The organism is Citrobacter sp. MGH 55 (genome assembly GCF_016906145.1).
Lineage (GTDB): Bacteria > Pseudomonadota > Gammaproteobacteria > Enterobacterales > Enterobacteriaceae > Citrobacter_A > Citrobacter_A amalonaticus.
Window position 1 is genome coordinate 265,954 of sequence record NZ_CP070239.1, and the last position, 13,753, is coordinate 279,706.

Sequence of the window (13,753 nt, forward strand, 5' to 3'; positions counted from 1 at the left end):
TTTGTTGAAATAAATCGCCTGGATGATGTGTGATGGCGATCACGGCAGAAATTCACTCTTTTCCCCCGATGAGATCATAGACAGCCCCTTCTCTCCTGATTATTATGCCGCGCCCCGAACGGCGTCATGTTTTAGCGGGGATAACTATTTCACCATTCAATTAATGATGATCTTGAGGATTTATGGGCAACACTAAGTTGGCTAACCCGGCACCGCTGGGCCTGATGGGCTTCGGCATGACCACCATTCTGCTTAACCTGCATAACGCGGGTTTCTTCGCTCTTGACGGTATTATTCTCGCGATGGGAATTTTCTACGGCGGTATCGCGCAAATTTTTGCTGGCCTGCTGGAATACAAAAAAGGGAATACCTTCGGTTTGACCGCTTTCACCTCTTACGGCTCGTTCTGGCTTACGCTGGTCGCGATCCTGCTGATGCCGAAAATGGGTCTGACAGAAGCGCCGAATGCCCAGTTCCTTGGCGCCTACCTGGGCCTGTGGGGCGTATTCACACTGTTTATGTTCTTCGGTACGCTGACGGGCGCACGCATGTTGCAGTTCGTGTTCCTGAGCCTGACGGTTCTGTTCGCTCTGTTGGCTGTGGGTAACATCGCGGGTAACGAAGCCGTGATCCACTTTGCCGGCTGGGTTGGCTTAGTGTGTGGCGCCAGCGCCATTTACCTGGCGATGGGCGAAGTGCTGAACGAACAGTTTGGCCGTACCATTCTGCCGATTGGTGAAAAACACTGATTCATCAGTATCCCCCCGCTAAGGGGGGATCATTATTACGGCTGTTGTAGCTCAGCCTGCATTTCCGTATCGCGATAATACATGTCCTGTCGCAACCAAATTCCCAGTCCCAATCCCACCAGCGACAACGCCAGCACATACCAGCCTGGAGCCATCGGCGAGACGCTCATCAGCAATGTGACGACAATCGGCGTCAGCCCACCGAAAATGGCATAAGAAACATTGTAGGAAAATGAAATGCCGGTAAAGCGGACTTCCGCAGGAAACGCGCGCACCATCACGTATGGCACTGCGCCCACCACTCCCACACACAGCCCCACCAGCCCATAAAGCAGGAACAGATATTGCGGATGTGTGCCCGCCAGGTGGTAGAACAACCCGCTCGAACAAGCCAATAACAGGCTGCCAACAATAAAGGTTTTGCTGGCGCCAACGCGGTCGACAATATAGCCCGCCAACAGGCAACCCACGCAAAGCATAATGGTCGCCACGCTGTTTGCCTGCAACGTCAGGGCTGGGGCCAATCCGTACTGTTTTTGCAGCCAGACCGGCGACATCAAAATCACCACCACAATCCCTGCGGAGAGCAGCCAGGTCAGAAGCATGGAGATCACCACTGCCTTCTGATGTTTCACTACGACCGACTTCACCGGCAGTTCCTGCGCCAGCCTCTTACGCTGCTGCATCTCCAGAAAGATCGGCGTTTCCTGTAACCAACGGCGTAAATACATCGCCACCAGCCCAAAAATCCCACCCAACAAGAACGGAATTCGCCAGCCATAGTCATGCACAGCCTGTTGCGTTAAAAGGGTATTCACCTGAGTGGCCACTACGGAACCCAGCAGGATCCCCACCGTCAGACCCGCCGTTAGCGTTCCGCAGGCAATGCCGATACGACGTTCGGGAACGTGCTCGGCCACAAACACCCATGCACCCGGAACTTCACCGCCAATCGCCGCCCCCTGCAAAATACGCATCAGCAGCAACAATAGCGGCGCAATAATTCCCATAGAGGCGTACGTTGGCAGCAGACCAATCGCCAGCGTGGGAACCGCCATCAACAAAATGCTCAGGGTGAACATCTTTTTGCGCCCGACCAGATCGCCAAAGTGCGCCATGATGATGCCGCCTAACGGACGCGCCAGATATCCGGCAGCGAAGATGCCAAAGGTTTGAACCTGACGTAGCCATTCGGGAATATCAGCGGGGAAAAACAACTCCCCTACCACTGCAGCGAAAAAGACAAAGATAATAAAATCATAAAACTCAAGCGCGCCGCCAAGGGCGGCCAGCGTCAGCGTTTTGTAATCCTGGCGATTAAGGGGGCGTGTATGTTGTGACATAGCGAACCATAAGTCTGAGGAGCGTTGTTATGAACGATACATGTAAAGTAAAACTTACTATATCGTAAACAAATCAACACGCCACTTTCACCGCCGCTTATCTTACAAAAAGACTAATTTCAGGCGTTTATTTCACGTCTTGCGCTTTTCGGGCGAAAAGATGCTACGATTTCCGGCGCGGTTTCCACATACGGCCCATCGAGAAGCTGTATACAATACGGTACACTTGCGAAGATACCCGCCACAACGACATTCCCTTCGGCATCCTTCACGCCTTCCAGAGTCTCTTTAATGGATTTCGGCTGGCCCGGTAAATTGAGGATTAACGCCTGCTTGCGAATCACCCCGACCTGGCGCGACAGGATCGCCGTCGGTACAAAGTGCAGGCTAATCTGCCGCATCTGTTCGCCAAAACCAGGCATCTGGCGATCGGCAACTGCGAGGGTCGCATCCGGCGTCACATCACGACGCGCAGGACCGGTGCCGCCGGTGGTCAGCACCAGATGGCAACTCATCTCGTCCACCAGCTCACACAGCGTTTGTTCGATGATGGCCTGCTCGTCAGGAATCAAGCGTGTCTGCACCTCAAAAGGGGTGGTCAGCGCCGTCGATAGCCACTCTTCCAGCGCCGGAATACCTTTATCCTGATAGACACCGCTGGAGGCGCGGTCAGAAATGGAAACTAAGCCAATACGTAAGGTGTTCATGATTATTCCATTTAAACAGTCTCGTTAAACAGAATGATACACTGCGAAGGGAAGGACAGACAGGGTTGAGAAGAGGTAGCGTGACCGGCGTACCGGTCACGCATCAATGATTACAGCAGGTCGCCGATCATTTTTTCCAGTTTTTCCTGGTCAACAGCAAACTTACGGATACCGTCCGCCAGCTTGTCTACCGCCATGGGATCCTGGTTGTGCTGCCACAGGAACTCAGACTCGGTGATGCGTTCCGGACGCGCTTTCACTTCGCCAGAGAAGGACAGTTTACGCTCGATAGCCCCTTCGCTTTCCGCCAGCTCTTTCAGCAGCGCCGGTGCGATGGTCAGGCGATCGCAGCCAGCCAGCTCAAGAATTTCACCGATGTTACGGAAGCTTGCGCCCATCACTACGGTCTCATAGCCGTGCTGTTTGTAGTATTCGTAGATCTCCGTTACGGAAACCACGCCCGGATCTTCCGCCGGCGCATACTCTTTCTTGTCGGTATTGGATTTATACCAGTCAAGAATACGGCCCACGAACGGAGAGATCAGGAATACGCCCGCTTCAGCACAAGCTCGCGCCTGCGCAAAGGAGAACAGCAGCGTCAGGTTACAGTTGATGCCTTCTTTTTCCAGCTGCTCAGCAGCGCGGATGCCCTGCCAGGTTGAAGCCAGTTTGATCAGAATGCGATCGTTACTGATGCCTGCGTCGTTATACAGCTTGATGATGCGTTTCGCTTTGGCGATAGAGGCATCGGTGTCATAAGACAGGCGAGCATCCACTTCCGTGGAGATACGACCCGGGACCAGTTTCAGGATCTCCAGACCGATGTTTACGGCCAGTTTGTCGGTAGCGTCAACAATCTGCTGTGCGCGGTCATTGCTCTGCTGCTTAGCCCACGTCACGGCGTCATCAATCAGCTTACGGTATTCCGGGATCTGCGCTGCGTTAAGAATGAGAGAAGGGTTGGTTGTGGCATCCTGCGGCTGATACAGCTTCATTGCCGCGATGTCTCCGGTGTCGGCCACCACGGTGGTGAACTGACGAAGGGAGGTCAATTTGTCCGTCATGATAGTGTTTCTCTTTAAACAGCTTGTTAGGGGGATGTAACCGGTCTGCCCTGATGATAACACGACGTTGTGACAGCGCAACCGCAGACAATGCGCTTATCCCCATGAGGGCATCTGCGGACAATTTCTGGTCCGGGCTTGATGTGACGCGCCATTCCGGTACACAACCTCATGTATACTACTCGGCCGCTATCAATTGTCCGGCAGCGTATATACTATTCGACAATTGGTAACGCTTACACAGGGTTGTTACAGCGTACCGGCAGCAACAAGAGGGATGTTAATGCCTGATTTTTTCACGTTCATTAATGATGTGCTCTGGGGATCGGTAATGATCTACCTGCTCTTCGGAGCAGGGTGTTGGTTTACCTGGCGCACAGGCTTCGTCCAGTTTCGCTATATCCGCCAGGTTGGCAGAAGTCTGAAAAACAGCATTAACCCGCAGCCGGGAGGGTTAACCTCTTTTCAGTCACTCTGCACCGGCCTTGCCGCCCGTATCGGTAGTGGTAACCTGGCGGGTGTGGCGCTGGCCATTACCGCAGGTGGACCAGGTGCGGTGTTTTGGATGTGGAGCGCCGCCATCATTGGGATGGCGACCTCATTTGCTGAATGTGCCCTCGCACAACTCTACAAAGAACGCGATCGCCACGGTCAGTTTCGCGGCGGCCCCGCCTGGTATATGGCACGTGGTTTAGGCATGCGCTGGATGGGCGTGTTATTCGCCATCTTTTTGCTGATCGCCTACGGCCTGGTGTTCAACAGCGTGCAGGCCAACTCCGTCTCCCGTGCTCTCAAATTCGCGTTTGATTTCCCTCCGGTTGCTACCGGTATTGTCATGGCGATTGCCGCCCTGTTGGTTATCGTCCGCGGGATCAAAGGCGTGGCGCGGATGATGCAGTGGTTTGTCCCTGTGATGGCGTTGATGTGGGTGGTCACCAGCCTGGTGGTTTGTCTGATCAACATCGACCAACTGCCGGACATCATCATTTCTATCGTCAAAAGCGCGTTTGGCTGGCAAGAAGCGGCGGGCGGCGTGGCGGGGTATACGCTGAGTCAGGCGATCACCAGCGGTTTTCAACGCAGTATGTTCTCCAATGAAGCCGGAATGGGCTCAACGCCTAACGCTGCTGCCGCAGCAGCATCCTGGCCGCCGCACCCTGCGGCACAGGGGATCGTGCAGATGATCGGCATTTTTATCGATACGCTGATCGTCTGTAGCGCAACGGCAATGTTGGTTTTACTGGCCGGTAACGACGCCACCTATGCGCCGATGGAAGGGATCCAACTGGTGCAGAAAGCGATGAATACACTGGTCGGAGAGTGGGGCGCGGCATTCGTCGCAGTCATTGTGATTCTGTTTGCCTTCAGCTCTATTGTGGTTAACTACATCTATGCGGAAAACAATCTGTACTTTCTGAAGCTGGACAATAAGCGCTTCATCTGGGCTTTACGCATTACCTCCTGTTCAACCGTCGTGGTCGGCACCTTGCTCAGCTCCCCGCTGCTGTGGCAACTGGCGGATATCATCATGGCCTGCATGGCGATCACTAACCTGACGGCAATATTGTTGCTCTCTCCGGTGGTGCGTACCCTGGCCAGCGACTACTTGCGTCAGCGTAAACTCGGCGTTCGCCCAGTGTTTGATCCACTGCGTTACCCGGACATCGGACAGCAACTGGCACCAGATGCCTGGGACGACATACCGCGAGACTAATCGCAACTATCGATCAACTCAGTCGTGTTTTTTGCTACAGTCGCAGTAAATTTCCTGCAAGGACTGGATATGCTGATTCTGATTTCACCTGCAAAAACGCTCGACTACCAGAGCCCGCTGGCAACAACGCGCCATACGCTACCTGAATTACTGGATCACTCGCAGCAACTGATTCATGTGGCGCGTAAACTTTCAGCCCCGCAAATCGGCAAGCTGATGAACATCAGCGACAAACTCGCCGATCTAAACGCCACCCGTTTTCATGACTGGCAGCCGGACTTCACGCCAGAAAACGCGCGTCAGGCCATTCTGGCTTTCAAAGGCGATGTTTATACCGGACTACAGGCCGAAAACTTCAGTGAAGCCGATTTCGATTTTGCCCAGCAGCATTTGCGTATGCTCTCAGGTTTATATGGCGTGCTGCGCCCGCTGGATCTGATGCAACCTTATCGTCTGGAAATGGGTATCCGTCTGGAGAACGCCAAAGGGAAGGATCTGTATCAGTTCTGGGGCGATATCATCACGGATAAGCTTAATGAAGCGCTCGCCGCACAGGGCGACCAGGTGGTGATTAACCTGGCATCGGATGAATACTTCCGCGCCGTGAAACCGAAGAAACTGAATGCCGAGCTGATTAAACCTGTCTTCCTCGACGAGAAAAACGGTAAGTTCAAAGTCATCAGTTTCTACGCCAAAAAGGCGCGCGGCCTGATGAGCCGCTACATCATTGAAAACCGCCTGACGACGCCTGAACAGCTCACCGGCTTTAACAGCGAAGGTTACTTCTTTGATGACGCCGCGTCTGGCAACGGCGAACTGGTGTTTAAGCGTCACGAGCAGTAATGCGCATTTCGCCGGATGGCGGCTACGCCTTATCCGGATTTCTCATCTCCACCGCCTGACAGGCCCGGTAAGCGATAGCGCCACCGGGCAGACGGTTTAGCGCGTCATCATCAGCTTACGCAGGGCGGCAAAATCCGCCGGCAGATGTTGCGAAAGCAGCGGTAGATCCGCACGTTCTGCCAGTTCTTTCGGCAGATCCAGCGTTTCATTGAGGATCGCTTCCACGCTCTCTTTAAACTTCGCCGGGTGCGCAGTGCCGAGGAACAGACCGTACTCGCCCGGATTGAGCTGATCACGCAGGGCGCGGTAGGCCACGGCGGCATGAGGCTCAGAAGTGTAGCCCTTCGCTTTCAGTTCGCGCATCGTTTCCTGTGTGGTTTCATCATCTACAGCCGCATAACCCAGCTCATTCAGACGCCAGATTTTACGGCGGAACAACTCCTCAACGCGCGGCCAGTTGTTCGGCTGACTCACATCCATCGCGTTAGACAACGTCGCCTGGGTCGCTTTTGGCGCCCACTGCCCGTCCTGCAGGAAGCGTGGCACCGTGTCGTTAACGTTGGTGGCAGCGATAAAACGCTTCACCGGCAGGCCGAGAGATTTCGCCAGCAGGCCCGCCGTCAGGTCGCCAAAGTTACCGCTTGGAACAGAAACCACCAGCTGATTCCGCGCCTCCTGCGGCAATTGGGCAACGGCTTCAAAGTAGTAGCAAATCTGTGCCAGCAGGCGGCTGATGTTGATGGAGTTCGCCGAGTTCAACCCCAGCGCCACTTTCAGTTCTTCATCATCAAACGCCTGTTTGACCAGCGCCTGGCAGGCATCAAAATCACCATCGATGGCGACAGTTTCAATGTTACCGCCCAGCGTGCAGAACAGTTTTTCCTGCAACGGACTGATTTTACCGTTCGGATAGAGGATCACCACGCGCACGTTCGGCAGACCATAAAACGCATGCGCCACGGCCGCGCCGGTATCACCAGAGGTTGCCGTCAGAATGGTCACCGGTTTTTCGCCACTGATGTGGGTCAACATCTGCGCCATAAAACGACCGCCGAAATCTTTAAACGCCAGCGTCGGGCCATGGAACAGCTCCAGACAGCCGACATCCCCTTCCACCTGAGCAACCGGCGCCGGGAAAGCAAAGGCTGCGCGCACACGTTCTTCGAGGATCTCCTGCGGGATTTCATCGCCGATGAATGCCGAGAGGATCTTTGTGCTACGGCTGACGAAGTCCTGGTTCAGCATCTCATCCACTTCTGTCAGGTTGAATTCCGGCAGATCGTGCGGGAAAAACAGCCCCTGATTCTTGCCCAACCCCTGCGTGACGGCCTGTGCAAAACTAACCTGTTCGTTGTGATCTTTAAGATTGTAGAGTTTCATCAATTATCCCAGTACTCGTGCGCCCGCCGTGTCCAGCCGGCAAATATGAACAAAGCCTTCCTGATTTTGCAGGTAGTGACTGCCCAGCCAGTCCGCCACACGCTGCGCGGTCTCCGTTTTATCGCAGAGCGCAAACAACGTCGGCCCTGAACCGGAAATACCGCTGGTCAGCGCGCCAATTTCCGCGACGGCCTGACGCGCCTGAGCAAAACCAGGCAACAGACGTTCGCGATACGGTTCGGCAATCACATCCTTCATCAGTTTCGCCGCAAGCCCAGGCTGACGGGAATAGCAGGCGTGAATAAACCCGGCCAGGTGACGCCCGTGGGCAATGCAATCCTGGCGACGATACTGCGCAGGCAGGATCGCCCGCGCTTCTGCCGTGGAGACTTTAATGCCAGGATAGGCCAGTACCCACAGCCACTCATCAAAGCCTGGTACCTGCTGGCTGATAATGCCGTTTTCTTCAATCATCAACTGCATACCACCGAGAAAACATGGCGCGACGTTATCGTAGTGAATGCTGCCGGAGATACGCCCTTCCAGCTCGCCCATTATTGCCAGCAGACGCGTGTCATTGAGCGGCTTGCCGCAGTACTCATTCATCGCGACCAGTGCCGCCACCACCGAGCAGGCGCTGGAACCTAATCCGGAGCCGATCGGCATATTCTTTTCCAGGGTCATCGCCACCGGAATTTGCTTACCCAGTTCCTGACAAAAACGTTCCCAGCACTGGTAAACAATATTTTCTCGCGGTTCTGGCGGTAGCTTGTCGGCAAAGCGGCCCAGATTATTCAGGCTGAAACTGTCCGCCGCCTCAACCGACACTACGTCGCCCAGCAGTGAGCCATCAACGGGCGTCACCGCCGCCCCAAGCACATCAAATCCAACGCTCATATTGGCACTGGAAGCCGGGGCATAAACTTTAACCATGTTAGACTCCTAGCTTCCATGAGAGAGTACGCAGCAGGTCAGCAAACACCCCTGCCGCCGTGACGTCGTTACCCGCACCATAACCGCGCAGAACCAGCGGTAGCGGCTGATAGTAGTGGCTGTAGAACGCCAGCGCGTTTTCGCCGTTTTTCACTTTGTACAACGGATCGTTACCGTCCACTTCAGAAATCTTCACCCGACAGACGCCGTCTTCTTCGATGTTGCCAACATAGCGCAATACTTTGCCCTCATCACGGGCTTTTGCCACCCGAGCGGCAAAGGCATCGTCAAGCTGCGGCAGATTCGCCATAAACGCGTCAACGTCGCCTGAATCATCAAACGCTTTCGGCAGCACCGGTTCAATGACGATGTCTGACAGTTCCAGCTCGCGCCCGGTTTCACGGGCGAGGATCAGCAGCTTACGCGCCACGTCCATTCCCGAAAGATCGTCACGCGGATCGGGTTCGGTGTACCCCATTTCACGCGCGATACGAGTCGCTTCAGAGAGGCTCATACCCTCGTCGAGCTTACCGAAAATAAATGACAGCGAACCGGACAGGATGCCGGAGAACTTCAGCAATTCATCGCCCGCATTCAACAGGTTTTGCAGGTTTTCGATCACCGGCAGACCGGCACCCACGTTAGTGTCATAGAGGAATTTGCGCCGTGACTTCGCGGCAGCGAAGCGCAGCTGATGGTAGTAATCCATTGACGAGGTATTCGCCTTTTTGTTCGGCGTAACCACATGGAATCCTTCACGCAGGAAGTCCGCGTATTGATCGGCCACCGCCTGACTGGATGTACAATCCACAATCACCGGGTTCAGCAGGTGATATTCCTTCACCAGACGGATTAAGCGACCAAGATTGAACGGCTCTTTCGCTTCAGCCAGTTCAGCCTGCCAGTTTTCCAGGTTCAGGCCATGCACATGGGTCAACAGCGCTCTCGAGTTCGCCACACCGCACACGCGCAGATCGATATGTTTTTTCTTCAGCCAGGTTTGCTGGCGCTTAAGCTGCTCCAGTAACGCGCCGCCTACCCCGCCAACGCCAATGACAAACACTTCAATTACCTGATCGGTATTGAACAGCATCTGATGGGTGACGCGTACGCCCGTCGTGGCATCGTCGTTATTGACCACGACCGAAATGGAACGCTCGGAAGAGCCCTGCGCGATAGCCACGATATTGATATTCGCGCGCGCCAGTGCGGCAAAGAATTTCGCCGAAATACCCCGCAGTGTCCGCATGCCATCCCCAACGACGGAGATAATCGCCAGTCGTTCAGTGACCGCCAGCGGTTCCAGCACGCCCTCTTTCAGTTCGAGATAGAATTCATCCTGCAAGGCACGCTGCGCGCGCGCGCAGTCGGCCTGCGGCACGCAGAAGCTGATGCTGTACTCAGAGGATGACTGGGTAATCAGTACCACGGAAATGCCTGCGCGGGACATCACCGCAAACACGCGCGCCGCCATCCCCACCATCCCTTTCATGCCAGGACCGGAGACGTTGAACATCGCCATATTATTAAGGTTGGAAATCCCCTTCACTGGCAGATCGTCTTCATCGCGGCTGGCGCCGATCAGCGTGCCTGCCGCCTGCGGGTTACCGGTATTTTTGATGAGGCAAGGGATCTGGAACTGCGCGATGGGGGTAATGGTACGAGGGTGAAGCACTTTTGCGCCGAAATAGGAGAGCTCCATCGCTTCCTGATAAGACATCGATTTCAGCAACCTGGCGTCAGGTACCTGGCGCGGGTCACAGGTATATACACCGTCGACATCTGTCCAGATCTCGCAACAGTCGGCGCGTAAGCAGGCCGCCAGAACCGCCGCGGAGTAATCGGAGCCATTGCGCCCCAGCACCACCAGTTCACCCTTCTCATTACCGGCGGTGAATCCGGCCATCAGCACCATGTGATCGGCGGGAATACGTCCGGCGGCGATGCGGCGAGTCGATTCGGCGATATCGACAGTAGATTCGAGGTAGTGCCCCACCGCCAGCAGTTTTTCGACCGGGTCAATAACGGTAACGTGGTGGCCGCGGGCTTCCAGTAACCCCGCCATGATGGCGATCGACATCTTTTCGCCACGGCAGATGAGTGCAGCGTTAATGCTGTCCGGACACTGTCCGAGCAAGCTGATCCCATGCAGCACATGTTTGATTTGGGCAAATTCCTGCTCAACAAACACTTTCAACTGCGCCAGCGGAAAGCCCGGCTGGGCGTCGGCGAGTCCGGTCAGAAGTTCGGCAAAAATACGTTCGGCATCACTGATATTGGGTAATGCGTCCTGACCTCCGATGGTTTTTTCAATCATCGCCACCAGATGGTTGGTAATTTTAGCGGGGGCAGAAAGAACGGTCGCTACCTGCCCCTGCCTGGCATTGCTTTCCAGAATATCGGCAACCCGCAGAAAACGTTCTGCATTTGCCACTGATGTACCGCCGAACTTCAACACTCGCATGGTTGTTACCTCGTTACCTTTGGTCGAAAAAAAAGCCCGCACTGTTCAGGTGCGGGCTTTTTTCTGTGTTTCCTGTACGCGTCAGCCCGCACCGTTACCTGTGGTAATGGTGATGGTTGTGGTAATGGTGGTGCTGATGCGTTTCATGGATGTTGTGTACTCTGTCATTATTTACCCTAAATAATTCGTCTTGCAGGAAGGCGGCAATTGCGTGAAGCCCCTGGCGCATAGAAAACGATGTGACTGGGGTGAACAAAAATCGCCAACGCAGATGCAACTCGAAGTATGACGGGTAATCTGTCTGTGCTGTATGTCTATATTGGTTAAAGTATATGGTGAGCTAAGTCAATAAATATTTGATTTACTCACCTGACGAAACTTGTTCATGAGCTGCTGGCGAAAGGTTTATTTTCAACCAAACCCGCAGGAAAACCCCTCTTGAAATCAGCAGTTATCACCATAAATACAACTAAAGGAAAATTATTATTTTGTGACTTTTTTTTCGATATCATGGACCAGGCGGTGCAACATTGCCGTGTCTCGCTGCCCTAATTGCCCCAGACGCTGTTGCAGCCAGTCGACCAGTTTGCTGTCATCTGCAACCTCCAGAGTGGCCAACAGGCTCATGATGCGTGAGCGTAATGCCTGTAACTGAAATTCATCAGATGAATCGACTTCTTTAGCAGGTTGTTGCATTAAATTTGTTAATTGATAGCAGTAGACCATCACCGCCTGCCCCAGATTCAATGAAGGATAATCTGCAACCATTGGCACGCCGGTCAGAACATCCGCCAGTGCCAGTTCATCGTTGGTCAGTCCGGAATCTTCACGACCAAAAACCAGCGCGGTGTGATTCATCCAGGCCGATTTTTCTTCCAGCAGCGGAACCAGTTCCGCCGGCGTCGCGTAGTAGTGAAATTTTGCCCGACTGCGAGCCGTGGTGGCGACGGTAAAATCGACATCGACAAGCGCGTCCGCAAGCGTCGGAAAAACAGTAATATTATCAATAATATCGCTGGAGCCATGCGCCACCCAGCGCGTGGCGGGTTCAAGATGCGCCTGACTGTCAACGATACGCAACTGAGTGAATCCCATGGTTTTCATGGCGCGAGCCGCAGCACCAATGTTTTCCGCTCTGGCGGGAGCGACGAGGATAATAGTAATGCGCATTTTTTACTCTTTATGCCTGTCCGCGGGCAATTGTGTGAACTATGTCAAGATATTACGCGGAGCGAATTTACAAAATTTTAACCAAAATCAGTGGAAAACCGTTTCACCTTTCATAAAAGGCGCTAAACTGTTTCCTTACTTTACTAATGTTTTTTATGTTAACAGAAACAGTATATCCTTCTGTTTATCAGAGATAATTTGATTTAAAATGAATCTCATTCATAGGATTCGCCGTGTTAATTAGTTATCCTGTGCAACTAGTTGGATTATTGCAATTTTGTGATGAAAGCTAGCATTTAGATACGATGATTTCATCAAACTGTTAACGTGCTACAATTGAACTTGATATATGTCAACGAAGCGTAGTTTTATTGGGTGTCCGGTACGTCTTAGCCTGTTATGTTGCTGTTAAAATGGTTAGGATGACAGCCGTTTTTGACACTGTCGGGTCCAGAGGGAAACTACCCACGACCAAGCTAATGATGTTGTTGACGTTGATGGAAAGTGCATCAAGAACGCAATTACGTACTTTAGTCATGTTACGCCGATCATGTTAATTTGCGACATGCATCAGGCAGGTCAGGGACTTTTGTACTTCCTGTTTCGATTTAGTTGGCAATTTAGGTAGCAAACATGCAGACCCCGCACATTCTTATCGTTGAAGACGAGTTGGTAACACGCAACACGTTAAAAAGTATTTTCGAAGCGGAAGGCTATGATGTATTCGAAGCGACTGATGGCGCGGAAATGCATCAAATCCTCTCTGAATATGACATCAACCTGGTGATCATGGATATCAACCTGCCAGGCAAAAACGGTCTTCTGCTGGCGCGTGAACTGCGCGAGCAGGCTAACGTTGCGCTGATGTTCCTGACTGGCCGCGATAACGAAGTCGATAAAATCCTCGGCCTCGAAATCGGTGCAGACGATTACATCACCAAGCCGTTTAACCCGCGCGAACTGACTATCCGTGCCCGCAACCTTCTGTCTCGTACCATGAACCTGGGTACCGTCAGCGAAGAACGTCGTAGCGTTGAAAGCTACAAGTTCAACGGTTGGGAACTGGACATCAACAGCCGTTCTCTGATCGGGCCTGATGGCGAACAGTACAAACTGCCGCGCAGTGAGTTCCGTGCCATGCTTCACTTCTGCGAGAACCCAGGCAAGATCCAGTCCCGTGCTGAGCTGCTGAAGAAAATGACTGGTCGTGAGCTGAAACCTCATGACCGTACCGTTGACGTGACCATCCGCCGTATTCGTAAGCATTTCGAATCCACGCCGGATACGCCGGAAATTATCGCGACTATTCACGGTGAAGGTTACCGTTTTTGTGGCGATCTGCAGGATTAATCGGGTTACCACCATCAAAAAAACGGCGCTCAATGC

General features: G+C 53.4%; 13 protein-coding genes and 1 other annotated feature. Of the genes, 4 read left to right on the forward strand and 9 right to left on the reverse strand.

Annotated features, from left to right (window positions below; translation table 11 throughout):
• The first annotated feature begins 182 nt into the window (after positions 1-182).
• Positions 183-749 (forward strand): acetate uptake transporter, encoded by a 567-nt coding sequence (gene satP, locus JTI98_RS01110; protein ID WP_042998011.1) that lies wholly within the window; start codon positions 183-185, stop codon positions 747-749.
• Between the two features lie 35 nt (positions 750-784).
• On the opposite strand, the gene JTI98_RS01115 is transcribed toward satP, so the two are convergent.
• From JTI98_RS01115 to tal, 3 genes are all read right to left on the reverse strand, one after another.
• Positions 785-2,092, reverse strand: coding sequence for an MFS transporter (locus JTI98_RS01115; RefSeq protein WP_044327786.1), 1,308 nt, complete (start codon positions 2,090-2,092; stop codon positions 785-787).
• Positions 2,093-2,211: 119 nt separating this feature from the next.
• Positions 2,212-2,799: a molybdopterin adenylyltransferase gene (mog, locus tag JTI98_RS01120; RefSeq protein ID WP_054176427.1), complete on the reverse strand. Its 588-nt coding sequence runs from the start codon at positions 2,797-2,799 to the stop codon at positions 2,212-2,214.
• Between the two features lie 110 nt (positions 2,800-2,909).
• The gene (tal, locus tag JTI98_RS01125; protein WP_042998014.1) at positions 2,910-3,863 is read right to left on the reverse strand and encodes a transaldolase; all 954 of its coding nucleotides are present in this window, start codon (positions 3,861-3,863) and stop codon (positions 2,910-2,912) included.
• A gap of 283 nt (positions 3,864-4,146) precedes the next feature.
• Here tal and JTI98_RS01130 point away from each other — a divergent pair, with 283 nt between their 5' ends.
• Together JTI98_RS01130 and yaaA are read left to right on the forward strand one after the other, a co-directional pair.
• Positions 4,147-5,577, forward strand: coding sequence for a sodium:alanine symporter family protein (locus JTI98_RS01130; protein ID WP_216081831.1), 1,431 nt, complete (start codon positions 4,147-4,149; stop codon positions 5,575-5,577).
• Between the two features lie 69 nt (positions 5,578-5,646).
• Positions 5,647-6,420: a peroxide stress protein YaaA gene (gene yaaA, locus JTI98_RS01135; protein ID WP_058587605.1), complete on the forward strand. Its 774-nt coding sequence runs from the start codon at positions 5,647-5,649 to the stop codon at positions 6,418-6,420.
• Between the two features lie 96 nt (positions 6,421-6,516).
• On the opposite strand, the gene thrC is transcribed toward yaaA, so the two are convergent.
• The 6 genes from thrC to yjjY all read right to left on the reverse strand — a co-directional run bounded on the left by thrC (position 6,517) and on the right by yjjY (position 12,905).
• Positions 6,517-7,800: a threonine synthase gene (thrC, locus tag JTI98_RS01140; protein ID WP_044255627.1), complete on the reverse strand. Its 1,284-nt coding sequence runs from the start codon at positions 7,798-7,800 to the stop codon at positions 6,517-6,519.
• A gap of 3 nt (positions 7,801-7,803) precedes the next feature.
• Entirely contained in the window at positions 7,804-8,733 is a 930-nt protein-coding gene (gene thrB / locus JTI98_RS01145; protein WP_216081832.1) for a homoserine kinase, read from the reverse strand.
• Position 8,734: 1 nt separating this feature from the next.
• Positions 8,735-11,197 carry a bifunctional aspartate kinase/homoserine dehydrogenase I gene (gene thrA / locus JTI98_RS01150; RefSeq protein ID WP_044328250.1) on the reverse strand — a complete coding sequence of 821 codons (2,463 nt, stop codon included), beginning with the start codon at positions 11,195-11,197 and terminating at the stop codon, positions 8,735-8,737.
• A 25-nt stretch (positions 11,198-11,222) separates the two neighbouring features.
• Positions 11,223-11,343 (reverse strand) — a sequence feature (Thr leader region).
• Positions 11,279-11,344: a thr operon leader peptide gene (thrL, locus tag JTI98_RS01155; RefSeq protein WP_001386572.1), complete on the reverse strand. Its 66-nt coding sequence runs from the start codon at positions 11,342-11,344 to the stop codon at positions 11,279-11,281. (Overlaps the previous feature by 65 nt.)
• 336 nt (positions 11,345-11,680) lie before the next feature.
• Positions 11,681-12,367, reverse strand: coding sequence for a tRNA/rRNA methyltransferase (locus tag JTI98_RS01160; protein WP_044328252.1), 687 nt, complete (start codon positions 12,365-12,367; stop codon positions 11,681-11,683).
• A gap of 397 nt (positions 12,368-12,764) precedes the next feature.
• The gene (gene yjjY / locus JTI98_RS01165) at positions 12,765-12,905 is read right to left on the reverse strand and encodes a protein YjjY (RefSeq protein ID WP_042998021.1); all 141 of its coding nucleotides are present in this window, start codon (positions 12,903-12,905) and stop codon (positions 12,765-12,767) included.
• 95 nt (positions 12,906-13,000) lie between these two features.
• Between yjjY and arcA the strand changes: the two genes are divergently transcribed.
• Entirely contained in the window at positions 13,001-13,717 is a 717-nt protein-coding gene (gene arcA, locus JTI98_RS01170; RefSeq protein WP_001194359.1) for a two-component system response regulator ArcA, read from the forward strand.
• Positions 13,718-13,753: the final 36 nt, after the last annotated feature.

What these genes read in the sequence shown, in the direction of transcription:
- JTI98_RS01115 (WP_044327786.1), bottom strand. Translation starts at nt 2,092, where the DNA reads ATGTCACAACATACACGCCCCCTTAATCGCCAGGATTACAAAACGCTG.
- yaaA (WP_058587605.1), top strand. Translation starts at nt 5,647, where the DNA reads ATGCTGATTCTGATTTCACCTGCAAAAACGCTCGACTACCAGAGCCCG.
- thrB (WP_216081832.1), bottom strand. Translation starts at nt 8,733, where the DNA reads ATGGTTAAAGTTTATGCCCCGGCTTCCAGTGCCAATATGAGCGTTGGA.
- JTI98_RS01160 (WP_044328252.1), bottom strand. Translation starts at nt 12,367, where the DNA reads ATGCGCATTACTATTATCCTCGTCGCTCCCGCCAGAGCGGAAAACATT.
- yjjY (WP_042998021.1), bottom strand. Translation starts at nt 12,905, where the DNA reads ATGACTAAAGTACGTAATTGCGTTCTTGATGCACTTTCCATCAACGTC.
- JTI98_RS01130 (WP_216081831.1), top strand. Translation starts at nt 4,147, where the DNA reads ATGCCTGATTTTTTCACGTTCATTAATGATGTGCTCTGGGGATCGGTA.
- thrC (WP_044255627.1), bottom strand. Translation starts at nt 7,800, where the DNA reads ATGAAACTCTACAATCTTAAAGATCACAACGAACAGGTTAGTTTTGCA.
- satP (WP_042998011.1), top strand. Translation starts at nt 183, where the DNA reads ATGGGCAACACTAAGTTGGCTAACCCGGCACCGCTGGGCCTGATGGGC.
- mog (WP_054176427.1), bottom strand. Translation starts at nt 2,799, where the DNA reads ATGAACACCTTACGTATTGGCTTAGTTTCCATTTCTGACCGCGCCTCC.
- arcA (WP_001194359.1), top strand. Translation starts at nt 13,001, where the DNA reads ATGCAGACCCCGCACATTCTTATCGTTGAAGACGAGTTGGTAACACGC.
- thrA (WP_044328250.1), bottom strand. Translation starts at nt 11,197, where the DNA reads ATGCGAGTGTTGAAGTTCGGCGGTACATCAGTGGCAAATGCAGAACGT.
- tal (WP_042998014.1), bottom strand. Translation starts at nt 3,863, where the DNA reads ATGACGGACAAATTGACCTCCCTTCGTCAGTTCACCACCGTGGTGGCC.